Source organism: Sporosarcina sp. P26b, from assembly GCF_002743245.1.
GTDB lineage: Bacteria > Bacillota > Bacilli > Bacillales_A > Planococcaceae > Sporosarcina > Sporosarcina ureae_C.
The window spans coordinates 42,238-66,154 of the sequence record NZ_PDYW01000003.1; the positions used below are offsets into that span (position 1 = coordinate 42,238).

Sequence of the window (23,917 nt, forward strand, 5' to 3'; positions counted from 1 at the left end):
GGAGATGAGAGATTCATGACAGAAAAGAAGTATGTACCATCCGTTGCGTATTTGGGGCCCGAAGCATCATTTACCCATATTGCAGCATCCGATTTATTCGGAATGGAAGGGTTAATGCCACGTCCGACGATTCCAGATTGTATTGAAGCAGTGACAGAAGGACATGTTGCCTATGCGGTCGTTCCGTTGGAGAATGCGCTGGAAGGTTCTGTACCGTTGACGATTGATTACGTTTTCAATAGTAAAGAGTTGTTTATCGCAGCCGAAATTTCCACGCCAATTGAGCAACATATGTTGGTCAATAAATCGCAGATGAATCACTTAGATGAATTGGATTCGATTCAATCTCATCCGCATGCATTGGCGCAATGTCATAAGTTTTTACAGTATCGTTACCGTGGAGTTCCGTTGATTCAGACGACGTCTACTGCAGCGGCAGCAAAATCTATTTCTGAACAGCCGGAACTACGTGTTGCAGCAATTGGCAACCGTTTGGCAGCAGAAACGTACGGCTTACATATAGCAGAAGAGAATATTCACGATTTCCATTTCAACCATACGCGCTTCGTCGTGTTGTCGTTGCGCAAGGAGAAGCTGAAGCATTCGAAGCACGCTTCTTCGATCAAGACGACGTTGATGGTGAAGTTGCCTGAGGACGACCGTCCAGGGTTGCTGCATCAGATTTTGTCGGTGTTTTCATGGCGCCGTTTGAACTTAAGCAAGATCGAGTCGCGGCCGTTGAAGACGGGTCTTGGCCATTATTTCTTCATTATCGACATTAATGAATCTGACGAGCATCCGATGATGATGGGCGCGATGGAAGAGTTAGCAGCACTAGGTTGCACCGCACGTTCGCTAGGAACTTATTATGTCTATGAGTCTGGGGAGTTTGTTTCCTGAGATAGTTAGGCTGGCTATGATGTTGGGGAAAGGGATTGGTGCTACGGAGGTGACGCTTTCTGGTGGGGACGTCTGCCGCTCCAATCCCTGTAGTATAAGTGGGATGTATTTATTTTGGCTTATTAAAGTTATACTTGTAGAAGGTTTTATAATTGAACTTGAACAGCCCTTGAACTTAATTAAGTTCAAGGGCTTTACTAATTTACACACTATCGCAAAAAAGTGTTCTACGTCCATCCGCTATAACAGTAGGATTGAAGCGTCCGCCAGCTGGAGCTTCAATCCCTTCGTACTTGCTAAGTAACTCTTCCATTGTAACTTCTTTCGTTCTTGAACTGAACCAAGTCAAGGGTAATTTCTATTTCATGCACTTTTTAACCAACATTCTCTACTGATCTGACCTAATTCGCAACCATCCTCTATTCCCCAGGATGGTTTTTTATTTGTAATAAACTAGTCCCCGTCGAATATACATAACAAGAGAGGAAGCCTACACAAATTGTCACAAAAGTAGGCGTCCGTTCATACGATGGATTGATGGAAGGGGGAATAGTTAGTGGAAGTTCATATTGTCGTCAAAGGTGATACATTATGGAAGATCGCAAGACAGTACGGTATACCGTTCGAGGAACTGAAGCGGGTGAATGCTCACCTAGCTAATCCGGACTATATCGTTCCCGGCATGAAAATCTTTTTGCCAATGGATAAGAAAAAGCCTCATCATAAGGGTGATCACACGAAACCGCATGAGAAGCCACACGAGAAGCCACATCATGAAAAACCGCAACAGGAGAAACCACATCAGGAGAAACCACACCATGAGAAACCTCATCACGAAAAACCGATGAAGCCGCCACATCAGGAGAAGCCTTCTAAGCCGGCGCCTCCACAAGCGAAACCGCCAGTGCATCAAGTGCCGCAGCTACCACAAGCTCCACCGATGCCGCCGATGCAACAGCAACCTGTGCCACAACCGCCAATGCAACAGTGGCCAGCACCCGCACCACCAGCGATGCCACAACAACCGCAAACTCCACCGGCAGCGCCTCATATGCCGCAAATGCCACCGAGTATGCAAGCACCACCGATGTGGCAAGCAGTATTCCCAGTTTGCGGATGGATGCCGATTTTCGATGCGGACTGCCATCCACATATGCCACAACAACCAATGCAGCAAATGCCGCAAATGCCACCGCCTGTGCAGGCGCCAATCAAACCGATGCCGCCATGTGAGTCACCTAAGTGGCAGGAGGAATCATCTCACCACCATAAGCCGGTTCCCGCACCAATGCCGGACGGTTGGCAGTTAATTGAATCGAGTTCATTACACATGAAACCAGCTCCGATGCCACAACCAAAACCGCCTGTCATGCAGCCGATACCGGAACAACCCGCACCGATGCCAATGCCGCAACAACCGACAATGCCGCCGAAAGCAGACATACCGCCATCCTGGTGTCCGTCAAATCAACAACAATGCTCGCCGAATTGGCCAGTTCAACCTCAATGGTCGACACAGCCGGAATGTATGCCAGCGATGCAATGGATGCCATATCCGCACATGATGCCGATGCCGATGCCACCTATGTGGCAGCAACCTCCTGGTTATCAGGGTGATTGTGGGTGTAATACCCCTCAACATCAGCCGATGCCAATACCGGAGGACTGGCACCGAAACCAGTAACCGCATATGGCAGACAATCAGCGATTTACCAAAATCAAAAAGAATGTCTGGAAAATGGAGTCTGGCGGAGCTATGTATTCCATAAAGAAGTACGCATCACTCGCACAAGCTGTGAAGGTTCGGCAAGTTCATCAATTACTTAGTGCACAGCATTTTCCGCATATCGCGCCAATCGTCGATAAGTCGGATCCGTTGCTGATTATGCAGCCATGGCTTGAAGATGCCAAAGCGGTCAACTTTAAAAGAAGAATTGATCGTATCGATTCATTCCGTGCGCTGCAAGCATTACATGATACGAAATATTCGATTGATTGGGAGTCGATTTCCTGTCTTCCGCATTATCATATGCTGGAGAAGTGGGAAGTCCGACTTGCGCGATTTGAAGAGTTACGGGAGATGTGTGAAGCATTTCTACCTTCTTCGACGATCGATCAACTGTTGACGTATGGGAAAGATTCATTGCAAATCGCGAAGAAACAACCACCGCCTGTTAGTTCTTTGACGCTATTGCATGGAGATGTCGTCCATCATAATATTTTGCGGGACACAAATGGAAGGATTTGCTTTATCGATTTTGATTTAGCGTGCCTTGGGACGGAAGAAGATGAACGGGTGTTGTGGATGCATCGTGTGTTGCCACAAATTTCGTATAATCCGACTTTTTTGATGGGGGAGCATCAGGCGTTGCAAACCTTATCCAACCAGTCGCTTGCGAAGCTTTTATATCCGAATGAAGTGCTTCGGGAATGGTTGCATTTATTGTCATTACCTTTCGCTCAACAGCAACGGATGGCCAGCAAACTCCTACATTTCACTGATACTGCACTCTCACATTGGCCGAGATTATGGTATGATGTAGAGCGAATGATGAAGTAGGAGGTTTGATCCATGGCAGGCCATTCAAAGTGGAAGAATATCCAGAACAGAAAAGGCGCACAGGATGCAAAACGAGGAAAGATCTTTCAGAAGATGTCGCGTGAAATTTACGTGGCAGCAAAGTCTGGCGGAGACGATCCAGACACGAATCCAGCTTTACGTCTAGCAATCGATAAATCCAAAAGTGTGAATGTACCAAATGATGTCATTCAGCGAGCGATCGATAAAGCAACGGGTTCAGGTGCGGACGAAAATTACGAAGAAATGATCTACGAAGGGTATGGACCAGGCGGCGTAGCGGTTCTTGTCTATACACTGACGGAAAATCGTAACCGTACAGGACCGAATATGCGCGTGGCGTTCAATAAAAACGGCGGTAGTTTAGGAGAAACGGGCTCCGTCAATTATTTATTTGAACGCAAAGGCCGTTTGTTTATCGAACGTACGGAAGAAACGGACGAGGACGCGGTTATGATGGCGGCTTTAGAAGCAGGAGCAGATGACATTGTGTCAACAGAAGATGGTTTTGAAATTCTGACTGATCCATCCGAATTCCTGAACGTAAAAGAAGCGCTTGAAGTCGAAGGTTTGGAGTTCGTTTCAGCAGAAGTAGATATGGTTCCATCCGTTTATGCGGATTTGACCGAAGAGCAACAAGAACAATTTATGAATATGATCGATGCATTAGAAGATGACGACGATGTACAAAACGTCTATTCTAATGCATCGGAAGAGTAATGAATGCTAGCCAGCCAACAACTTTACTTGCGTAAAAGTTGTTGACTGGCTTTTTTGTTATTGACAATGATAATGAGATTCATTATCATTTAACTTAGTTGCTGAAGAAAGTATACTCTTTAGTAGATTAAAAGGGGGAATAAGTATGATCATCGTAACAAATACAAATAAGATTATAAAAGATCGTGGACATGAATTGGTTACGCGTTTTGATAAAAAAGGAAAAGTGGAGCAAATGGAAGGGTTTCTAGGACTGGAAGTATTGTTCACGGATAATTTACCAGATTATGACGAAGTGACGATCAGCACGCGTTGGGAATCTAAAGAGGCGTTTGAGGCATGGACGAAAAGCGACGCTTTCAAGGAAGCGCATTCACATCGCGACGGACAGCCAGGATACGTGATTAGCAATAAAGTGTCATTCTATGATGTTAGAGTAGTGCGTGATCCAATCGTTGCGGTGTGAGTGTAATGAAGTGTTCAGAAAAAAATCACCCCTCACTATCTTGTTGCTAAGTGAGAGGTGATTGAATATTAATTATGCTTTAACGCCAGAAGATTTTGGCTGCGTCAAGAGACCGCCTTTTTCTTTTAAGTATTTTTCAATACCTTCAGCTGCACGGTATGATAGGGCACCGATTGTTGGGGTAGGGTGGTGACTACTGAAGTGTGGTAGTGCAGATCCGCCAACGACGAATAAGTTTTCCATTTCCCACAGTTGCAAGTAGTTGTTTACCGCAGACGTTTCTGGATCTTCACCCATAGCTACGCCGCCAATATAGTGCATACCGCTGTAAGTGTGGTCAAATTGGTCTGGCATTTCGTCCTGATCAATAATGTCCGCACCCATTGCTTCTACGATTTCGGTACATTTTTCAATACCGAATTTCGCGATGTTCTTATCTTGTTCTGTTAATTTATTTGTAATACGCAATAATGGATCACCGAACTCATCTTTATACGTAGGGTCCAAGTCCATAAAGTTGTGCCACCAAGGCATAACTGCTGCTGAGTACCAAACCGTTAATGTACGGAAAGCATAGAAGAGTGATTTCTCTTTAAATTCTTCACCCCATGTTGGTGTACCTTTAGGGACGAAGTTATTCTTAATCGCTGCATCTCCGTATTGACGAAGTTCGATACCGCCACCGTGAATGAAGTCTAAATCTGTGTGGTCGAATAGGTCCGCGTCATAGTCACTTAAAGCGCCACCTAATCCACCAGCACCCATGTAGTAGTTGAATTTCTTGTCATTAAAGAATCCTGTTGCACCTAGGAATGTACTGTTGAATTGTCCTGTAAAGTTACGGCCAATCGTTCCTTTTCTAGTCTCCGGGTTATAGATTTCACCGATATCCGATAGCATGAGCAGGCGGTTATTTGAGAATGTGAATGCCGCAAGAACGACAACGTCAGCTGGTTGTTCGAATTCTTGACCTGTTCTTGTATCCGTATATAAAACGCCTGTCGCTTTTCCGTCTTTATGCATAACTCTACGGACGAGTGAATTGGTTCTGATTTCACAGTTACCAGTTTTGCGAGCAGTCGGAATAACCGTTGCTAGAGGATCTGATTTTGAACCGAAGTCACAGCCGTACATTGTACAGAACGAACAGAACATACATTGGTTCAACGTTTCACCATCGGGATTCGTATATGTTTGAGACATGTTTCCTGAAGCCATTTGATAAGGGTGTAAGCCGATCTCTTTTGCCGATTCTTTAAACAACTTAATCGCAGGAGAAGCTAGCATAGGTGGGTTTGGATACTCATTTGATCTCTTGTCACCAAGTGGATCAGGTTCTCCTGAAATCCCAGCCGTTTGTTCCCATTTAGCATAATATGGTTCTAGTTCATCGTACGTAATTCCCCAGTCACGAATTTGCATGCCTTCTGGAATTTTGCCTTCTCCATAACGTTCGATAGTTTTTGAACGAATCTCGAAGTCATATGAACGCCAACGGTATACGGAACCTGCCCAGTGCATACTTCCGCCACCAAGGTCCGTCCCTGTGTTCATATCTTTTTGCAAGCGTACAGGTAGTGCAGCATCGCCTATTGAAACACGAGATGTAATCGTATCGCCTGTTAATTTTTCGATCATTTCATGTCTATTTGTATAACGTAACTCATCTTTAACACCTATAAAATCTGAACGTGTTTGATCTTTCCCACGTTCCAACATGACGACTTGATAGCCTGCTTTGGATAGTTCAGCTGAAACGATACCGCCAGCCCAACCACTACCAACGACTACTACGTCTACTTTATCTAATTTTTTAGCCATTTCCGCGTCCTCCTAAATTAAAGCCCTTGATAATTACGTAAACTTGAAGGCTCCATTACAATAAACTCTTCTTCTTCGATTTTATCTAAAAAGCTCATGATCGGCCCAGGGTATTCTTTCATTCTCCAAGCTTCCATATTACGATTTCCACCGTAAACAGGATCTGCATACACGCCTTCAATAGTTGTTTGACGTAACAAGCTAAAGAAGTCTGCGGAATCTACACCACTGAATTTCACTTCACCTTTTTCAAACATTTGTAAAATTTCATCTTGCTGTTCAGGTTCTAAATTAATAAAACGCTCATTAAATTTATCTTGTGACGTTTTCTCCATAGCGTTAAGCCCTTCAAGGAAAAACGTACCTCTCGTCATTTTCGTTTGATAGTTAGCCGTACCAGCTGGTAACTTCACAACAGTGGACGATGTGATGACTTCGTTTGTTTGACGTTTTTCTTCTTCATATACGTCTGTTTTTGTAATCGATGGGAAAGGACCGACCATATAGTCATTCGCATTTCTTCCCCAGTTGCTTGCACATTGACGGTCAATGAAATAAGGCACGCCTAGTTCAATTGCACCCATTCCGTTTTTATTCTCTGGATAGATTCTTTCAGTTGCAGCAGATAGCAACGCGAAGTCTTCATTTCGACTGAAGAACGTACGTGCATCAAACGTAACTTGCTTATCAGCTTGTGGCGCAACATCTTTTTTCGAATCTTTTTGGAATTGGCTCGTCAGTAAACCACCAAAGAGGGAGCCACCTAAAAGTCCACCAGCGACAAGACCGCCACTCTTCAAAAACTTTCTTCGACTTAAATCTTGAGTATCTTGATTGGAATCTTTGTTATTCGTCATCGTTTAGTTCCTCCTTCACATTTGTCATTGTAGTTACTTTATGGACTCGGATTTTTCTGAATCAGTTTTTTTGTCTTTGTTATCATCTTCCAAAATGTCACTTGTTGCCTTTTTAAATTCTGCAAGTGTTTTACCGACGGCAGAACCAATTTCCGGCAATTTTCGAGGTCCGAATAAAATTAGAATAATGACTAAGATAATTATTAATCCAGGTACACCGATGGATGCTAAACTCATAAAACTCCCTCCTTTTACATTATTTTTTACATGTTTACAATGTATTGGTAGAGCTCTGGCTAGTTTGCTAAATTCGTAAGGGAATTCTGGCCCTCATATATGATAGTGTTATTCGACAAAAAATGCAAAGTAATTCTACGAAGCTTTTTAAGTTGTTTCATTGCATGAATTAATGAAATAATCTGCTTTAATAATATAATAAAAATAGTTATGAATAGATGTAAAATTAGAAGTAGTCACAGTATTTAAAAGGCTAAGTATTCAATTCAAAAATGCATAATTTTGAAAACAGATGAGCAGGGTAGTGGTCTAGTTACAATTATGTGTATAATTTCATGCATAGTAAAAGATACACAAAAACACCATGAGAAATTCTCAAGGTGTTTTTGTATAGGCGCTCACTATTCAATTATTCTAGCGACTTCAGATTTTTAACAATCTAGCATTAATTGCTACGATCACAGTACTTAGTGACATTAAAATAGCACCGATGGCTGGGCTTAAAACTATCCCATAGTTGTAGAGAATTCTGGCAGCTAACGGTATGCAGAACTGTATTAAATGTAATTTAATTTGCTAGAATAGTATAGAAAGAATTTTAAAACGGGTCCATGGATTGCATGCGATTTTAAATCAAGTGAGACTTCACTAGTATTATATACATAACTAGATAATGAGGAGTGATCTATTGATAGTAAGAGAAATAGAAATATCGGATGCGGAGAAACTTTCCCGTCTAATGGAGTATGTAGAAGCGAGTTCAGATTATATGTTGATGGAGGCTGGGGAAAGAGAAAATGATTATGCGCAACAAATACACAGGATACAGCGTATAAAAAAGAGTAGTAATTCTACGATCCTAGTTGCTGAAAATGAACAAAACGAGTTAGTAGGATATTTATTTGCAATCGGTGGTGACGCGAAACGGAATAGACATTGCGCATATATTGTAGTGGGGATTACTGAAACTTTCAGAGGACAGGGCGTCGGCACGAAACTATTTATAGAGTTGAATCAGTGGGCAGCGAATCATCCTATACATCGATTAGAGTTAACGGTCGTTACTCGAAATGAAGCAGGTTTGTCTTTATATAAAAAGATGGGGTTTGAAATCGAGGGAACTAAAAAGCATTCTTTATGTATCGGTGAAGAATTTGTTGACGAATATTATATGGCCAAGTTCATAGACCCTTCTATCGAATAGACTAGTTACGTCCTCATTCCATTACGAATGAGGACTTTTCAAGTATGTGCATGCGTTTCTCCTTGTTTATTTACGTACTTCTAGCGTCTCCAACATCTGTTCAAATCGTGCGCCATGGCCTTCTTGTGCTTCCAGGAAATAGTTCTCCTTAATGAGCAATGTGCCATCGTTTACTTCCATCATGTAGATCGTCACAACTTCACTATCCGACTCATCTCCGGAAGTACCGTGTAATGAAAGTGCGTTGACTGGCGCAGAAATCGTTTTTTCTTCAAGCGGCATAGTATATTCCTGTTCCATATCTTCCATTACACTTTCTGGCGTTTGATCTTTGACGTATAGAAATGTCATATTCACCTCAGGATACCCTTCAGGCACTTCATCAATCGGCATGAGCTTGTCTTCTTTTTCACCGGTCTCAAACGTATAGCGTTCCGGATCAATATACAGTGAATACATGGCATCGCTACCTTCGACGAGGTCCATTGTGATAGTGGAGTCTTCTCCCTCAACAGATAGTACTACATCCATCGTAGATTCACGTTCAGGCAACGTCGTCGTTTCTTCTGGTGTTTCCTCGACTGGCGTTTCTACTGGCGGCTCCACTTCATCAGTTGGTTTTTCTGTTGCTGAATTACAACCGACAAGTAGTAGTGACATCGCAAAACTCGCATAGATTATTGTTCGCATACAGCTTCCTCCTTTAAAAAGACGTAGAACTGCTTTATATGTATACGTTTACATGCAAAGAAGGTTTCAAATGTCAAGCAAAATATTAGAAATCAAAACGAGCATGCGATATGATAAGTCCTGCAGATATTAAAACATAAGGGAGATTTATATTATGACAATCAAAGTAAAAGCAGTAATCGGTAGTACAAGTTCCACTTCATACAATTTAAAGTTAGTGAAATTCATGGCTAAACGCTATAAAGAAGAATTGGAAATTACTCCGGTTCTCATCAACGATTTAGAAATGTTCTCTATTGATATTGAAAGCGAACCAACTGTAGCAGTTCAAACATTCAAAGATGACGTGAAAGATTCAGACGCAGTGATGTTCGCAACACCAGAATATAACTTCTCTATTCCTGGCGCAATGAAAAATGCATTGGATTGGTTGTCACGTGGAGGCGACTTTACGTTACATGGTAAAACGGGCTTTATCGTAGGGTCATCGATGGGAGTTTTCGGTTCAGTAAGAGCGCAGATCCACTTACGCGAAATTCTATCGAACCCAGCATTAGCACCTAACCTATTGCCAGGTAATGAAGTGTATATTGGTGCGGTTCACACGAAAATGGACGAAGAAGGAAATATTACAGATGAAGCAACAATCGCATTCCTTGATACGGTTGTACAGAATTTCATCGCTTTCCATAAGAAACAACAAGCAATGGCTCACGCATAATTAGAATGAACGGAGCTGTCCAAGTCGTCATGACGTTAAATGACGACTGGTGACAGCTCTTTTTTGATGCGAAATAGTATGCGATAAGAAAACAAAAGGCTGGCAGAGGTGTTGGGGAAGGGGATTGGTGCTTCGGAGGGGACGCTTTCTGGAGGGCGGGCGGTGAACCACACCCCGTCGCTTCGCTCGCAGGGTGTTTCACCTGTCCCGCTGATCCTCCCAGAGTCGCCCCTCCTACGCTCCAATCCCTTGCAGTGTAAGTGGATGATACTTTATGTTGTGCATTGAAATTAATGTTGTAACAGGCATTGAACTTCAGTACTTGAATCTAAATAAGTAAGGGTAAAACAATAATTCATACACTTCCTACAGTGAGTGATCTAAGTATCCGTACTATCAATGTAGGATGGAAGCGGAAGCTGGCGGCGACTCCCCGATGGATCAGCCCGATCAGGTGAGACAACCAAAAGAGAGCGCAGCGAACTGGTTGGCTCACCGCGGGCCCATGGGAAAGCGTCCGCCAGCTGGAGCTTCCATCCAATCACACTCAAAAATTCTCTCACCACTCCAAAGTATTCGCTTTTGAACTTAAATTACTTAAAATACACACCTATTTTATTTATGCAAATTTCCGAAGGTCGTACAAGTAGAAAACCCGTTCGTATGCTATAATAACAGGTATACTTTAGGGGGAGAATACTTTGTACGATTACATAAAAGGTTATGTGACACGCGTGACACCGGAATATGTTGTGCTGGAGCAATCGGGGATCGGCTGGCAAGTGATGACGCCGAATCCATTTGCGTTCCATATAACAGATGAGGTTCAGCAAGTGTTCACGTATTTGCATGTGCGTGAAGACACGCAATTATTGATCGGATTTAAGACACTTGAACAGCGTGAACTGTTCCGCAAACTGATTACCGTTTCGGGAATCGGTCCTAAAGGCGCGCTCGCAATTCTTGCGAATGGCTTGCCTTCTCAAGTAGTAAGTGCAATCGAGCGCGAAGATGAAGGGTTCCTGGTACAGTTTCCAGGTGTCGGCAAGAAAACAGCGCGTCAAATGATTTTGGACTTAAAAGGCAAACTTCATGATCTATTTACGGAGATTGATTTGCCGGATTCGGAAGACACATTGCTTACGCTTGCTGAAAGTGACGAGCTCGACGAAGCATTGCTTGCGTTGACTGCGCTTGGTTATTCGGATCGCGAACTAAAGAAAGTGAAGCCGAAGCTCGAGAAAGAAGAACTCGATACAGAAGGCTATATGCGACTGGCGTTAAAGTTATTATTGAAACAAGGCTAATACGATGGAGGTGGTTCCAATGGATGAACGCATACTGACGAATGAAGCGACGGATTTTGATGATAGTTTTGAACAGTCATTACGCCCGCAATTATTGCAACAATATATTGGTCAGCAACAAGCGAAAGATAATTTATCGATCTTTATCGAGGCGGCAAAGAAGCGGGAAGAAAGTTTGGATCATGTCTTGCTGTATGGTCCTCCTGGGCTTGGAAAGACGACGCTCGCAACGGTGATTGGCAATGAAATGGGTGTTAATGTCCGCATGACGAGCGGTCCGGCTATTGAACGTCCGGGTGACTTGGCGGCAGTAGTGTCTTCGTTGGAGCCGGGCGACGTCTTATTCATCGATGAAATCCACCGGCTAAACCGCGCGATTGAAGAAGTGCTGTATCCCGCAATGGAAGATTTTTGTCTCGATATTATGGTCGGAAAAGGTCCGACTGCGCGTTCTGTGCGACTGGATTTGCCGCCGTTTACATTGATTGGTGCGACGACACGTGCAGGGGCATTGTCTGCACCGCTCCGTGACCGTTTTGGTGTACCGCTTAGACTAGAGTATTATGAAGTGGAATCATTGACGGAGATAGTCATTCGAAGCGCGAATTTATTTGAAGTGGACATTGATCCGTTAGCGGCTGTAGAACTGGCGAAACGCTCGCGTGGAACGCCACGTATTGCAAATCGTCTATTGCGTAGAGTTCGCGATTATGCACAAGTGCGCGGAAACGGGATCATTACACTTTCGATTGCACAAGAAGCACTCGATATGCTACAAGTGGATCATCATGGACTCGACCAAATCGACCATCAGTTGCTCCACAGCATGATCGAACGGTTCCGTGGCGGTCCAGTCGGCATTGATACGCTCGCTGCAAGTATTGGCGAAGAATCGGTGACGATTGAAGATGTCTATGAGCCGTATTTATTACAAATGGGATTTATTCAACGTACATCAAGAGGTCGGATGGCGACAGAAAAGGCTTACGAGCATTTCGGTTATCCGCTTCCTGAGTGACAGATAGGAGTTAGCATGATGGAAGTAGAAGACTTTGATTTTGATTTACCCGAGCATTTAATTGCACAAACACCACTTTTGGATCGCACAGCGAGCCGTTTACTCGTTATGGGACGTGATAACGGTATCGTCACGCATAAGCATTTCCGTGATCTAGTGGACGAACTAGAAGCGGGGGACTTACTCGTGTTGAACGATACGAAAGTATTGCCGGCGCGTTTAATCGGTACGAAAGAAGAAACCGGTGCGACGATTGAAGTATTATTATTAAAAGAAACAGGGGACGACCGCTGGGAAACGTTGGTCAAGCCTTCAAAACGAATAAAAGTAGGAACGATCGTGACGTTCGGTGACGGCTTGCTGCAAGCTGAATGTACCGCTCTTGGTGAACAAGGGGGTCGCGAATTCAAATTTAGTTATGACGGTATTTTCTATGAGTTGCTCGATCAGCTCGGACAGATGCCGTTGCCTCCATATATTACCGAGACGTTGGAAGATCAGACGCGCTATCAAACCGTTTTCGCAAAAGAGCGTGGATCTGCGGCAGCGCCTACAGCTGGTTTGCATTTCACGGATGAAATCTTGGATGCTTTACGGGAAAAAGGCGTGCAGATCGCTTTCATTACGTTGCACGTTGGACTTGGTACATTCCGTCCTGTTAGTGTAGATACAATTGAAGATCACACGATGCATGCGGAATATTATGTGATGACAGAAGAAACAGCGGCACTTGTTCGCGAGACAAAAGCCAATGGCGGCAATGTAGTAGCGGTCGGTACGACGTCTACACGGACGCTTGAAACGATTGCTTCAGAGAATAACGGAGAAGTGGTCGCAGCGAGTGGCTGGACTTCGATATTCATTTATCCTGGGTATGAGTTTAAAGCAATTGACGGGCTCGTGACGAATTTCCACTTGCCGAAATCGACGTTGTTGATGCTATTGTCGGCATTTGCTGGACGCGATCACGTCATGAGTGCATATGAAGAAGCAGTGAAAGAGCAGTATCGCTTTTTCAGTTTTGGGGACGCGATGTTGATCCGCCCTGCTACAAGAAAGGAACGAGATTAATTGGCAGCTATTACGTATGAACATATTAAAACATGTAAACAAACGGGTGCGCGACTTGGGATTGTCCACACGCCACACGGTTCATTTGAAACACCTGCTTTCATGCCGGTTGGAACACAAGCTACAGTAAAAACGATGTCTCCGGAAGAATTAAAGGCAATGGGTGCAGGCATTATTTTAAGTAACACGTATCATTTATGGTTACGTCCAGGAAATGAAATCGTCAAAGAAGCAGGTGGATTACATAAGTTCATGAACTGGGACCGTCCGATATTGACGGATTCCGGTGGCTTCCAAGTGTTTTCTTTAAGTAAATTCCGTGATATTAAAGAAGAAGGCGTTCATTTCCGGAATCATATTAATGGAGATAAATTGTTCTTGAGCCCTGAAAAAGCGATGGAGATCCAAAACGATTTAGGTGCCGATATTATGATGGCATTTGACGAATGTCCTCCATTCCCTGCAACACATGAGTATATGAAAGCTAGTGTCGAGCGTACGTCTCGCTGGGCAGAGCGTTGCCTAGAAGCACATGGTCGTCCGAATGATCAAGGATTATTTGGTATCGTGCAAGGTGGCGAGTTTGAAGATCTTCGTAAACAAAGTGCGCGTGATCTAGTATCGATGGATTTCCCAGGCTACGCAATCGGTGGATTGTCCGTCGGGGAACCGAAAGATATTATGAATAAAGTGCTGGACTATACGACACCATTACTTCCACAAGACAAACCACGTTATTTGATGGGCGTTGGATCTCCAGACTCATTGATCGACGGTGCAATCCGTGGAATTGATATGTTCGACTGTGTTTTGCCAACGCGTATTGCGAGAAACGGTACGTTGATGACAAGTGAAGGGCGTTTGGTTGTTAAAAATGCGAAGTACGAACGCGATTTTGGACCGCTTGATCCGAACTGCGATTGTTATGCGTGTAAAAACTATAGTCGTGCGTATATTCGCCATTTAATTCGTGCGGGTGAAACATTTGGCATTCGTTTGACGTCCTATCATAACCTGCACTTTTTGCTGAATTTGATGGAGCAAGTACGTCAGGCTATACGTGAAGATCGTCTCGGTGACTTCCGTGAAGAGTTTTTTGAGCAGTACGGTTTTAACAAACCGAATGCAAAAAACTTTTAAATCTTGTATAATAAAATTTGATGCTTTAGGAAGGGGGAAAATTAAAAATGATGGAACAATACGGTGGTATTTTCACACTAGTCATTATGGTGGCTATTATGTGGTTTTTACTCATTCGTCCTGCTCAGAAGAGACAGAAGGCAGCGAAAGAGATGCAAACTAGTTTGAAGCGTGGAGACGAAGTAGTAACAATCGGTGGTATTCACGGAACTGTGGATGCAGTTGATGAAACATCTATTTTCTTACGTGTATCGGACACTACAGTTTTGCGTTTTGACAAGCAAGCGGTAGGTAGAGTTGTAACAGCGTCATAATAAAAAGCGGTTATCTACTGGTATGTCCATAGATTGCCGCTTTTTTGTATGCGGGTGTATAGAAAAAAGATCTGCCGACACACTATGTGTGAAGGAGGCAGATGTGCAGTGCATGATTTATGGATCATCGGCTTACGTACGGTCTTTTTATATGTGTTTCTTCTGGTGATATTACGTATTATGGGAAAACGGGAAGTGGGCGAATTAGGTGTCATGGATATTGTGGTCTTCATCATCATGGCGGAAGTTGCAGCTATGATAGTGGAATCACCTGATAAACCGATTTTTGAAGGGATTCTTCCCATCCTTTTGTTACTCGTTATTCAATATATATCGTCGATGATTTCATTGAAAAGCAAGAAGTTCCGTGATTTGGTCGACGGGGATCCTACCCTAATTATTAGGCATGGAGAGATCCAGCAAGATGAAATGCGTAAACAGCGATATAATCTCGACGATTTGTTTCAACAATTACGTGAAAATCAAGTAGGCTCGATTCATAATGTAACGTTCGCTTATCTCGAACCTTCCGGAAATTTATCCGTATTCACAAAAGACGGTGATTTGCCGATTGTGGGACTGGTGCTTGATGGTGATATTCAGCCAGAGCATTTGGAATTGATTGGCAAGACAGAAGACTGGTTGCTACAAGAGTTACATGCTAAAAATATCACTGATTTAAGCAAAATTTTCTATTGCTCGTATGAACAAGGTGAAATAAGAGTACAACTCAAACATGATTAATAACGTTTAACTAAATTCCGTAGCATGATAAAGTCCTGCGCTTTGATTTGTCTAGTCAGTAATAATAAAGCGAACAGCACACCTGACGTAATGGCGCATTCGACAAATAAATGTTGCGAACCGATCGGAATGAAAATCGGACGGATGACGACGGTCAGTAAAAATACAATATAGGTCATTGCGAACATCGAGAATCCTGTGGCGGTCGATTTGTTTTTACGCAGTGTCGCGATATGTAGGAAAGACGTGATGAGTACGCCGAATCCGATCGCTAGTACAGCACCTGTTTCTTGAAGACCAGGTTGCGATGCTAAAATGAACATGACTGCAAGCTTCGCGATCCCGCCATAGACGGAGTTCATCATGCCGGCTTTTGCGTCACCGGTGGCCTGCAAAATTGAATAAAGTGGACTTTGAATATAATAAAAGAAAAAAATTGGCGCGAGCATCGTCATATAGCTGCCGCCATCTACAATATGAAATAGCTTCTCGGCGAGTTCTTGGCCGTGAATATAAAATACAGTAGCCGCAAATGCACCTGTCAAAGCGGATAAACGTAATGCCAAGTGAATTCTTTCTTGCAACTTTTTGACGTTACTCGAAGCAGCTGCACCGCTGACGGCCGGTACAAGCACGACGGATAATGCATACGGAATGAATGCCGGAAACAATAATAACGGAATAAGTACCCCTGAAATGACTCCGTACAATGAAGTGGCAGCTACCGTTCCGACGCCTGCCATGGAGAGTGCGCGTAAAAAGATAATAGGCTCGAGAAACCATGTGAAAGTTCCAAATAGACGACTGCCTGACGAAGGAAGTGCCACCTCTAGAATGGGCTCCATCGGATAGCGCGGTTCTTTTTTTTGTGGTTTTGGCTCCTTCTTTTGTTGCTGGCGGTATTTGTACAAAAGATACAGTACCGACACGACTTCAGCTACGAGTGTCACAGCCATCGCATATGCCGCGTTCATCATCGGATCATCAGGAGCTAAAATGTACGGAAGCATCCACGTGATCAATAAAATACGGAAGATTTGCTCGATGACTTGTGCCCATGCGGTTTCCTCAATTCGTGAAACCCCTTGAAAATATCCTCTGATTAATCCACCAATTGAAGCGATAGGTACGATGGCGAGGCCTACGTATAATGCAGTGGAAGTTGCGCTATTACCGAGTAAAGTTTCGGCTAGAAAAGGGATAAACAGAATACATGCTGGAATGAAGACTGCGCCAGATAAGATCGTAATAAATGTGGCAGTTCTCATAACTTGTCGTAATTGTACAGTGCTGCCTTGCGCTTTTAGTTCCGCTATCACCTTAGCTATTGCAATTGGTACGCCAAGCTGTACTAAGGAGAGGAAAAAGATGAATGCCGGGTATGCGGTCATATAGATTCCAACCGTTTCTTCTCCCGCTACTCGCATAAATTGAATTCGATAGACAAAGCCGAGTAATTTCGATAAAAACACGGCCGCCATCAAAAAGATTGTCCCACGTATGAATGACGACACCCTGCACCACTCCTTCTGTTTTGCCGCTCGTTCAATTACTTACATAATGCTTGGGCAAAACCCAAATATAGTTAAGTGTATGTGATATAATCAAGTTTATTCCGGAACAAAACGCGAGGGGGGGAAGCGGCATTGGATCAACAGCTGACAGACTTATGCAGACAGTTGCTCCCTGCACTAGAAAGTAAAAAAAAAGAATTGATGTTTTACGGCTACTCGGAGATTACGGAAGAAGATTTATTAGGATATTTGGTAGCGAAGAAGTGGCGGAAAAAGGATGTTTCCACTATGCGTTTCCATGAAATGATTTCAGATGTCCTGGCAATTACCGCGGCGCAGTTCATGACCCATACACAAACAGAGGCTCAACGCAATAGCGAAGACGTCTTGGAATTGAGCGAAGAGGAATGGTCTGTGTTATTTTCGCCCAAAAAAACTGATTGATTTGCGATTCTAGTCATGAAGTATTTGACACAGACAACCGACTGTTTCATAATTGGTATGTTGTACAATGAGAGATCGAAAGTACATAACAGGTGCTATGCCGCTCTAGTATATGAGGGGGAAAAGGAAATATGAAAAACAGAGGAAGGATCGTCGCGTTTTTGCTGCTTATCGTTATTTTGGCATCAACGGTATTTTCCACGACGAGTCCGATTTTAAAAGATGTCAAGCTAGGTCTAGACTTGCAAGGTGGTTTCGAGGTTCTGTACCAAGTGAAGCCATTGAAAGACGGACAGAAGATCACGGAGTCGACGGTTGCCGATACGGCCCGCGCTTTGACGAATCGTATTGACGTACTCGGTGTAAGTGAGCCAAGTATTCAAATCGAATCGAACAACCGGATCCGCGTTCAGCTTGCTGGGGTAGAAGATCAGGAATCTGCCCGCGAATTATTATCCACTCAAGCTAATCTGTCGTTCCGTAATGCGAATGATGAATTGATGCTAGATGGAAATGATTTGAAAGAAGGTAAAGCAAAAGCCAATTTCGATGAGAACAACAATCCTGTTGTCACATTGGAAATGAAAGATCCAAATAAGTTTGGAGAAGTTACATCTCAAATTGTACAAATGAAGCCAGACAATATGTTGGTCATCTGGTTAGACTTCATTGAAGGCGAAAGCTCCTTTAAAGAAGAAGCCATGAAACCAGAACCTGCTTTTATCTCGGCTCCTTATGTGTCTAAAACGATCAACTCTTCAAATGTCGAGATCTCAGGTAACTTCTCTATTGAAGAGACAAAGAACTTGGCGGGTATTCTAAACGCCGGTGCATTACCTGTTGATTTAGAGGAAATTTACTCGACTTCTGTCGGTGCACAATTTGGTGAGCAAGCACTTGATAAAACGATATTTGCTGGAATTGTCGGTGTCAGCTTGATCTTTATCTTTATGGCACTCTATTACCGTTTGCCAGGGCTTATCGCAGTTGTCACACTCTCTGTTTATATCTTTTTGATTTTGCTAGTGTTTACATTAATCAATGGTGTATTGACACTACCAGGTATCGCGGCATTAATGCTCGGGGTCGGGATGGCAGTCGATGCCAATATCATCACCTATGAGCGGATCAAAGAAGAATTACGTGTCGGAAAATCGGTTAAAACGTCCTTTACGGCCGGAGCGAAGTCTTCGTTCACCGCAATTCTTGATGCGAACGTCACGACACTCCTTGCGGCAGTAGTATTGTTCATTTATGGTACAAGCTCTGTTAAAGGTTTCGCGACAATGTTGATTATCAGTATTATGGTCAGTTTCTTAACAGCAGTTTGGGGATCACGTCTATTGCTTGGTCTACTCGTTCACAGTGGATACCTCGACAATAAAGTCAGTTGGTTTGGACTGAACAAGAAACAAGTTCACTCAGCGGATGAAGGCTATGAAACACTTGATTTGACTACGAAATTCGATCGTTTTGATTTCGTTCATTCAAGAAAACGTTTCTATACATTGTCCATTGTCTTGTTGTTAGTCGGAGCGATCATGCTCGGGGTCTTCAAGCTCAATCTCGGAATCGACTTCTCCGGTGGTACACGTGTTGAAGTACTGGCTGAACAGCAGCTGGATGAAGCAAAAGTAACGAAACAGCTTGAGGATATCGGTCACCCAACGTCAGACGTCGTCATTTCAGGCGATGAGAAAAATATTGCGGTGGCTCGATACAAAGAAGACTTCTCACAAGAAGAAGTCAATAAAATTAAAAAAGAAATGTCTGCACTTTATGGCGCAGAGCCAAATGTTTCGACGGTTTCGGATACAGTAGGTAAAGAGCTTGTGCGCAATGCGATCTATGCATTAGCCATTGCAGCACTCGGTATCATCATCTACGTGGCGTTCCGTTTCGAATGGCGTATGGGTCTTGCGGCCATTATCGGTTTACTGCATGATGCGTTCTTCATGATTGCGATCTTCAGTATTTTACGATTGGAAGTAGACATTACATTCATCGCGGCGGTTCTGACGATTATCGGTTACTCTATCAACGATACGATCGTCACCTTCGACAGAATACGTGAGAACTTGCAGCGCTCGAAGCATATTAATAACGACGACGAGTTGGCATCCATCGTCAATAAATCATTGCGACAAACACTTGGACGTTCGGTGAACACGGTTCTGACAGTTATTTTCGTCGTCGTGGCATTGATGGCACTTGGTGCAGAATCGATCCGACCGTTCTCGATCGCATTATTGATCGGTTTGATTGCAGGTACGTATTCTTCCATCTTCATCTCTGCTCAACTTTGGTTCGATCTAAAGAGAAAGCAGATTGCAAAGAGTGGCGGAATGAAAGTAGAAAAAGAGAAAAAGCAATGGGGCTCAGACGAACCTGTTGTGTAATACGTTTGAACTATATAAAAAGCAGGGTATACTTCGGTATATCCTGCTTTTTTTGAATGGAGGAATGAAGCCTATGAAATTTCAGTGGACAGTGTTATTCGGTTTGTTATTTGCTGTGTTGATCGCAGTGTTTGCGGTGTTTAATGTGGAGTCTGTACCGGTGAATTATTTCTTTGGTACAGAGATGATCCCACTTGTGTTAATTATTTTAGGTTCGGCTTTGCTAGGTGCGATTATTAGTGGGTTCTTTGCTATTTATAAGTCATACCGAAATAGTCGCCGTGTGAAGGAGTTGGAGAAGCAGTTGCATTTGAAAGAGGAAGAGTTGACTGCGCAGCGTAGGCAGATGCAGGAGATGGAGGAGCGTATCGATACGTTGATGGAGCCGCCGTTGGTTCAGGCGGAGATTATTCCACCGAAAGAGTTATATTGAGTTCGTGTTGCCACAACAGGTCGTGCTTTGCGACTTGTTGTGGTTTTTTTGATAAGTGAGTGAGGGTAGAGTTGAGTTTTTGATGGTTGCGTAATAAGCGACATTGGTAGTTGTTCTTGCAAGTGATTTTTCGATTGGGGATTGAATGGTGGTAGTGGTTCTGCTGACGATTTGAGTGGGGCGGTCATTGACCCCACTTCGGTGTTGGTGGAAGGCTTTCGTGAGGAGATTGAGACAGCGAGGGCGCCTGACTTAGTCTCCTCGCTACGCCTACCACTGGCAGCACCTTCGTTGGAATCAGCCTGTGCCTGGAACGCTGATCATCGGAGCCATCCGATTCCCAATCTCCTCATATCGTTTCCTTTCAGTCTCCACCTACATTAGCTATAATAAGAACAGAGGAAGTGAACGCATTGATACAATCCAAAAAAAGATGGAAAATCGATCGGCCTGATGAAGAACTTGTCAACCAGCTAGCGAAAGACTTGAAGTTATCGACTATGCTGACCAAAATACTTGTCTCGCGCGGCATCACGACAAGCGAACAAGCAAACGCGTACTTGTACATGGACGAAACCAACCTACACGACCCGTTTTTATTCCATGACATGCAAAAAGCTGTTGACCGTATTAAGCAGGCCATCGACACACAACAACAAATTACAATATATGGAGATTACGACGCGGGTGCGACACGTTTCTAACTGAAAAGGTTAGACACTAGGGAGTCGAATAAAATCCCTAGGAGAACTGATTTCTTGATAGGTGGAATGATTGGGTAACGCCTTGAAACGCCTACTCTGATACTCCGACATGCCTTCTAAATGGTTAAATCAAAAGGTGTGAAGCTCGGTGAAGTCGGCAGAGAGATACCGTAAGTTAGGGAAAGCATAGCGAGTACCTGACACGAAAGCTGTCCAGAGGTGGACGGTGTATCCTATATGCCGGGAGTCCATAAAGTATCTATGGTTAGAATGTGCTGCAGAAGCACTGACGAATCTCTGAATGTACGGGTCTAGACGTAGTTGTCACAGAAATGTGACAGGTGGCAGTGCCATCGTATGTGTGGGCGAGTAAAAATCTGGCGTTATGAAACCCCATAACTTGTTATAGGCAAGTTCAAGCATACAGGACCATAGGAGAAACCTAAGGATATATGTAAGGATAAAGAAATTGGAACGTGGAAAGCGAAGGATGTGGAGGTATTAACCTACCTACGAAGCAGTTCGGTATATAAAGGGGCGACCTATTAAAACTGATTTACCATTCGTGAGAGTGGAGCCATAGTACCTTTGAAACCATGATAATAAGTGGTGGAGGAATAGGCTCTAGTCGGAAATTTCAAAGACTTATAAATGCATAACAGACACAGATTCGAGTATGACTAAAAGAATCACCACTTGAGAGAGGGGTTGATGTCTGTGGCAAATTCACAAATCGTTAAACATGTTAAAAAGTCCAAGCTCAGAAACGCAGAGTATTATCACATGCAAGATACATTTGACATGTTGCATGAACAAAGCAAAAATGACAGTTCTTTTAAAAACTTAATGTCCATGATTAGTTCAGTTGAAAACATTAAGTTGGCGTATCGAAATATTAAGAAAAATACAGGCAGCAAAACGGCTGGCGTAGATGGTCGAACAATCGATCATATTTCCGAGCTGACCGAAGAGCAATTTGTTGGTTTTGTTAGAAACAAACTGCGAGATTATAAACCGAAAGCAGTTAGACGAGTAGAAATACCAAAGCCAAATGGAAAAATTAGACCTTTAGGAATTCCCGCTATTTGGGATAGGATAGTCCAACAATGTATATTGCAAATTCTTGAACCCATAGTGGAAGCAAAATTCTCGGGGAGAAGTCATGGATTTAGACCGAACCGCTCAGTAGAGAATGCGATAGCTCAAAGTTATCGTCTTATGCAGAATTCAAAAATGTCATATGTAATTGATATAGATATTAAGGGATTCTTCGATAACGTGTCCCATGCCAAGTTGTTAAAACAAATGTGGGCAATGGGTATTCAAGATAAGAATTTACTCACTATTATTTCGAAAATGCTTAAAGCAAAAATCAAGTTGCCGGATGGTCGAATCATTGAGAATGAGAAAGGTACGCCACAAGGTGGCATCCTATCTCCATTATTATCTAATATTGTTCTTAATGAACTTGATCGTTGGATTGAAAGCCAGTGGGAGACAATCCCTATCTGCGAAGATAAAATAATCAGACGTGAAGATCGTGGGAATTCCACGGACAAAGGAAATCAATATAAATCGTTACGTAAAACTAACTTGAAGGAATGTTATATTGTTCGATATGCAGATGATTTCAAAATCTTTTGCAGTAATCCTAATCACGCCAAACGATTATTTTTTGCAGTACAAAAATGGCTGAAAGAAAGACTTGGTTTAGAAATAAGCGAAGACAAATCAAAAATAGTGAATCTCAAAAAGAGTTACTCAGAATTCCTAGGGTTTAAGATGAAGTTAATTCCAAAAGGCGAGAAATGGGTTGTGAAAAGTCATATGTGCGACAAAGCAGTTCAACGCACAAAGAAAAACTTGAAGCAAATCATAAACGGTATTCGATATGATAGCGGTGTTAACGACCAAGCAAGAAAAATAGCACTCTACAACTCGACTGTAATAGGACTTCATCAATATTTCCGTACCGCTACAATGATTTCCGAAGACATGGGGAACATTGCATACGAAGTGAATGCATGTATGAAAGACCATCGTATGAAAAGGCGAATTAAGAAAACAGGTGTGATAACATCTGATTTTATTAAGAAAGAATACGGGAAGAGCAAACAATTAAGATTTATATCACGAGATCCGCTACTTCCAATTGGATATATTAAACATAAGAATCCGATGATGAAGCGTAACACGGTTAATGCATATACAAAAGAAGGCAGAGAAGAAATTCACAAAAATCTGACGACTGTTGATATCACTATACTTCGTTTTCTGATGGAGCATCCAATTCCACAGCGAAGTATAGAGTACAACGATAATCGTATTGCATTATACTGTGCACAAAGAGGGAAATGCCACGTAACAGGGCAAATGTTAAACCCGATGACGATTCATTGCCATCACAAAGTACCACGGTTGCAAGGTGGTACTGACCAATATAACAACCTCTGTCTCGTTGATAAAGACATTCACATCTTAATCCATGCAAAAGATGAAGAAATAATCGCAAAGTATAAAAAGTTAATAACCAACTCACAAAGCCTTAATAAAATAAATACGCTACGAAAGAAACTGGAACTACAGCAAGTAACACTCTAATTGGACGATTAGACATACCAACGAACAAGTGAAT

24 protein-coding genes are annotated in these 23,917 nt (G+C 42.9%); 18 read left to right on the forward strand and 6 right to left on the reverse strand.

Annotated elements, in window-relative coordinates; translation table 11 throughout:
- The first annotated feature begins 15 nt into the window (after positions 1-15).
- On the forward strand, positions 16-900 hold the full coding sequence (pheA, locus tag CSV69_RS03980) for a prephenate dehydratase (RefSeq protein ID WP_099692761.1): 885 nt from the start codon (positions 16-18) through the stop codon (positions 898-900).
- A 202-nt stretch (positions 901-1,102) separates the two neighbouring features.
- Here pheA and CSV69_RS16760 read toward each other — a convergent pair whose 3' ends face one another.
- Positions 1,103-1,249 carry a hypothetical protein gene (locus tag CSV69_RS16760; protein WP_157129917.1) on the reverse strand — a complete coding sequence of 49 codons (147 nt, stop codon included), beginning with the start codon at positions 1,247-1,249 and terminating at the stop codon, positions 1,103-1,105.
- A gap of 207 nt (positions 1,250-1,456) precedes the next feature.
- Here CSV69_RS16760 and CSV69_RS17100 point away from each other — a divergent pair, with 207 nt between their 5' ends.
- The 4 genes from CSV69_RS17100 to isdG all read left to right on the forward strand — a co-directional run bounded on the left by CSV69_RS17100 (position 1,457) and on the right by isdG (position 4,664).
- Entirely contained in the window at positions 1,457-2,584 is a 1,128-nt protein-coding gene (locus CSV69_RS17100) for a LysM peptidoglycan-binding domain-containing protein (RefSeq protein WP_233192320.1), read from the forward strand.
- A gap of 6 nt (positions 2,585-2,590) precedes the next feature.
- Positions 2,591-3,460, forward strand: coding sequence for an aminoglycoside phosphotransferase family protein (locus CSV69_RS03995; RefSeq protein ID WP_099692762.1), 870 nt, complete (start codon positions 2,591-2,593; stop codon positions 3,458-3,460).
- 12 nt (positions 3,461-3,472) lie between these two features.
- Positions 3,473-4,198, forward strand: coding sequence for a YebC/PmpR family DNA-binding transcriptional regulator (locus tag CSV69_RS04000; RefSeq protein WP_085426385.1), 726 nt, complete (start codon positions 3,473-3,475; stop codon positions 4,196-4,198).
- Between the two features lie 145 nt (positions 4,199-4,343).
- Positions 4,344-4,664 carry a heme oxygenase gene (isdG, locus tag CSV69_RS04005; protein ID WP_099625890.1) on the forward strand — a complete coding sequence of 107 codons (321 nt, stop codon included), beginning with the start codon at positions 4,344-4,346 and terminating at the stop codon, positions 4,662-4,664.
- A 72-nt stretch (positions 4,665-4,736) separates the two neighbouring features.
- On the opposite strand, the gene CSV69_RS04010 is transcribed toward isdG, so the two are convergent.
- Genes CSV69_RS04010 through tatA form a run of 3 tightly spaced genes read right to left on the reverse strand, consistent with a single transcriptional unit; the run spans position 4,737 to position 7,579 of the window.
- On the reverse strand, positions 4,737-6,485 hold the full coding sequence (locus CSV69_RS04010) for a GMC family oxidoreductase (RefSeq protein WP_099692763.1): 1,749 nt from the start codon (positions 6,483-6,485) through the stop codon (positions 4,737-4,739).
- A 17-nt stretch (positions 6,486-6,502) separates the two neighbouring features.
- Positions 6,503-7,342 carry a gluconate 2-dehydrogenase subunit 3 family protein gene (locus tag CSV69_RS04015; RefSeq protein ID WP_085426382.1) on the reverse strand — a complete coding sequence of 280 codons (840 nt, stop codon included), beginning with the start codon at positions 7,340-7,342 and terminating at the stop codon, positions 6,503-6,505.
- 33 nt (positions 7,343-7,375) lie between these two features.
- Entirely contained in the window at positions 7,376-7,579 is a 204-nt protein-coding gene (gene tatA, locus CSV69_RS04020; protein ID WP_085426381.1) for a twin-arginine translocase TatA/TatE family subunit, read from the reverse strand.
- Positions 7,580-8,267: 688 nt separating this feature from the next.
- On the opposite strand from tatA, the gene CSV69_RS04025 reads away from it, so the two are divergent.
- Entirely contained in the window at positions 8,268-8,783 is a 516-nt protein-coding gene (locus CSV69_RS04025) for a GNAT family N-acetyltransferase (protein ID WP_099692764.1), read from the forward strand.
- A 66-nt stretch (positions 8,784-8,849) separates the two neighbouring features.
- Here CSV69_RS04025 and CSV69_RS04030 read toward each other — a convergent pair whose 3' ends face one another.
- On the reverse strand, positions 8,850-9,473 hold the full coding sequence (locus CSV69_RS04030; RefSeq protein ID WP_099692765.1) for a hypothetical protein: 624 nt from the start codon (positions 9,471-9,473) through the stop codon (positions 8,850-8,852).
- A gap of 154 nt (positions 9,474-9,627) precedes the next feature.
- Between CSV69_RS04030 and CSV69_RS04035 the strand changes: the two genes are divergently transcribed.
- The 7 genes from CSV69_RS04035 (at position 9,628) to CSV69_RS04065 (ending at position 15,788) form a co-directional block, all read left to right on the forward strand.
- Positions 9,628-10,194 (forward strand): NADPH-dependent FMN reductase, encoded by a 567-nt coding sequence (locus CSV69_RS04035; RefSeq protein ID WP_085426378.1) that lies wholly within the window; start codon positions 9,628-9,630, stop codon positions 10,192-10,194.
- Between the two features lie 701 nt (positions 10,195-10,895).
- On the forward strand, positions 10,896-11,501 hold the full coding sequence (gene ruvA, locus CSV69_RS04040; protein ID WP_099625894.1) for a Holliday junction branch migration protein RuvA: 606 nt from the start codon (positions 10,896-10,898) through the stop codon (positions 11,499-11,501).
- A gap of 19 nt (positions 11,502-11,520) precedes the next feature.
- Entirely contained in the window at positions 11,521-12,519 is a 999-nt protein-coding gene (ruvB, locus tag CSV69_RS04045) for a Holliday junction branch migration DNA helicase RuvB (protein ID WP_085426376.1), read from the forward strand.
- A gap of 18 nt (positions 12,520-12,537) precedes the next feature.
- Positions 12,538-13,590 (forward strand): tRNA preQ1(34) S-adenosylmethionine ribosyltransferase-isomerase QueA, encoded by a 1,053-nt coding sequence (gene queA / locus CSV69_RS04050; protein WP_099625896.1) that lies wholly within the window; start codon positions 12,538-12,540, stop codon positions 13,588-13,590.
- Positions 13,591-14,730 (forward strand): tRNA guanosine(34) transglycosylase Tgt, encoded by a 1,140-nt coding sequence (tgt, locus tag CSV69_RS04055; protein ID WP_085426374.1) that lies wholly within the window; start codon positions 13,591-13,593, stop codon positions 14,728-14,730.
- 47 nt (positions 14,731-14,777) lie between these two features.
- Positions 14,778-15,044, forward strand: coding sequence for a preprotein translocase subunit YajC (gene yajC / locus CSV69_RS04060; protein WP_369823338.1), 267 nt, complete (start codon positions 14,778-14,780; stop codon positions 15,042-15,044).
- A 108-nt stretch (positions 15,045-15,152) separates the two neighbouring features.
- A complete protein-coding gene (locus CSV69_RS04065; protein WP_085426373.1) occupies positions 15,153-15,788 on the forward strand; it encodes a DUF421 domain-containing protein in 636 nt (211 codons plus the stop codon).
- Here the strand turns inward: CSV69_RS04065 and CSV69_RS04070 are convergent.
- Positions 15,785-17,302, reverse strand: a complete 1,518-nt coding sequence (locus tag CSV69_RS04070; protein WP_099692766.1) for a putative polysaccharide biosynthesis protein — start codon at positions 17,300-17,302, stop codon at positions 15,785-15,787. The genes CSV69_RS04065 and CSV69_RS04070 overlap by 4 nt on opposite strands.
- A 132-nt stretch (positions 17,303-17,434) precedes the next feature.
- On the opposite strand from CSV69_RS04070, the gene CSV69_RS04075 reads away from it, so the two are divergent.
- From CSV69_RS04075 to ltrA, 5 genes are all read left to right on the forward strand, one after another.
- A complete protein-coding gene (locus tag CSV69_RS04075; protein ID WP_099692767.1) occupies positions 17,435-17,746 on the forward strand; it encodes a post-transcriptional regulator in 312 nt (103 codons plus the stop codon).
- A gap of 131 nt (positions 17,747-17,877) precedes the next feature.
- Positions 17,878-20,145 (forward strand): protein translocase subunit SecDF, encoded by a 2,268-nt coding sequence (gene secDF / locus CSV69_RS04080; RefSeq protein WP_099692768.1) that lies wholly within the window; start codon positions 17,878-17,880, stop codon positions 20,143-20,145.
- 73 nt (positions 20,146-20,218) lie between these two features.
- Positions 20,219-20,578 (forward strand): LapA family protein, encoded by a 360-nt coding sequence (locus tag CSV69_RS04085; protein WP_085426369.1) that lies wholly within the window; start codon positions 20,219-20,221, stop codon positions 20,576-20,578.
- A 404-nt stretch (positions 20,579-20,982) separates the two neighbouring features.
- Entirely contained in the window at positions 20,983-21,282 is a 300-nt protein-coding gene (locus CSV69_RS04090) for a single-stranded DNA-binding protein (protein WP_233192321.1), read from the forward strand.
- A 711-nt stretch (positions 21,283-21,993) separates the two neighbouring features.
- Complete coding sequence (gene ltrA, locus CSV69_RS04095; protein WP_199170392.1) at positions 21,994-23,883, forward strand: group II intron reverse transcriptase/maturase; 1,890 nt, start codon at positions 21,994-21,996, stop codon at positions 23,881-23,883.
- Positions 23,884-23,917 lie beyond the last annotated feature (34 nt).

What these genes read in the sequence shown, in the direction of transcription:
- pheA (WP_099692761.1), top strand. Translation starts at nt 16, where the DNA reads ATGACAGAAAAGAAGTATGTACCATCCGTTGCGTATTTGGGGCCCGAA.
- CSV69_RS03995 (WP_099692762.1), top strand. Translation starts at nt 2,591, where the DNA reads ATGGCAGACAATCAGCGATTTACCAAAATCAAAAAGAATGTCTGGAAA.
- CSV69_RS04000 (WP_085426385.1), top strand. Translation starts at nt 3,473, where the DNA reads ATGGCAGGCCATTCAAAGTGGAAGAATATCCAGAACAGAAAAGGCGCA.
- isdG (WP_099625890.1), top strand. Translation starts at nt 4,344, where the DNA reads ATGATCATCGTAACAAATACAAATAAGATTATAAAAGATCGTGGACAT.
- CSV69_RS04010 (WP_099692763.1), bottom strand. Translation starts at nt 6,485, where the DNA reads ATGGCTAAAAAATTAGATAAAGTAGACGTAGTAGTCGTTGGTAGTGGT.
- CSV69_RS04015 (WP_085426382.1), bottom strand. Translation starts at nt 7,342, where the DNA reads ATGACGAATAACAAAGATTCCAATCAAGATACTCAAGATTTAAGTCGA.
- tatA (WP_085426381.1), bottom strand. Translation starts at nt 7,579, where the DNA reads ATGAGTTTAGCATCCATCGGTGTACCTGGATTAATAATTATCTTAGTC.
- CSV69_RS04030 (WP_099692765.1), bottom strand. Translation starts at nt 9,473, where the DNA reads ATGCGAACAATAATCTATGCGAGTTTTGCGATGTCACTACTACTTGTC.
- CSV69_RS04035 (WP_085426378.1), top strand. Translation starts at nt 9,628, where the DNA reads ATGACAATCAAAGTAAAAGCAGTAATCGGTAGTACAAGTTCCACTTCA.
- ruvB (WP_085426376.1), top strand. Translation starts at nt 11,521, where the DNA reads ATGGATGAACGCATACTGACGAATGAAGCGACGGATTTTGATGATAGT.
- queA (WP_099625896.1), top strand. Translation starts at nt 12,538, where the DNA reads ATGGAAGTAGAAGACTTTGATTTTGATTTACCCGAGCATTTAATTGCA.
- yajC (WP_369823338.1), top strand. Translation starts at nt 14,778, where the DNA reads ATGATGGAACAATACGGTGGTATTTTCACACTAGTCATTATGGTGGCT.
- secDF (WP_099692768.1), top strand. Translation starts at nt 17,878, where the DNA reads ATGAAAAACAGAGGAAGGATCGTCGCGTTTTTGCTGCTTATCGTTATT.
- CSV69_RS04085 (WP_085426369.1), top strand. Translation starts at nt 20,219, where the DNA reads ATGAAATTTCAGTGGACAGTGTTATTCGGTTTGTTATTTGCTGTGTTG.
- ltrA (WP_199170392.1), top strand. Translation starts at nt 21,994, where the DNA reads ATGTCTGTGGCAAATTCACAAATCGTTAAACATGTTAAAAAGTCCAAG.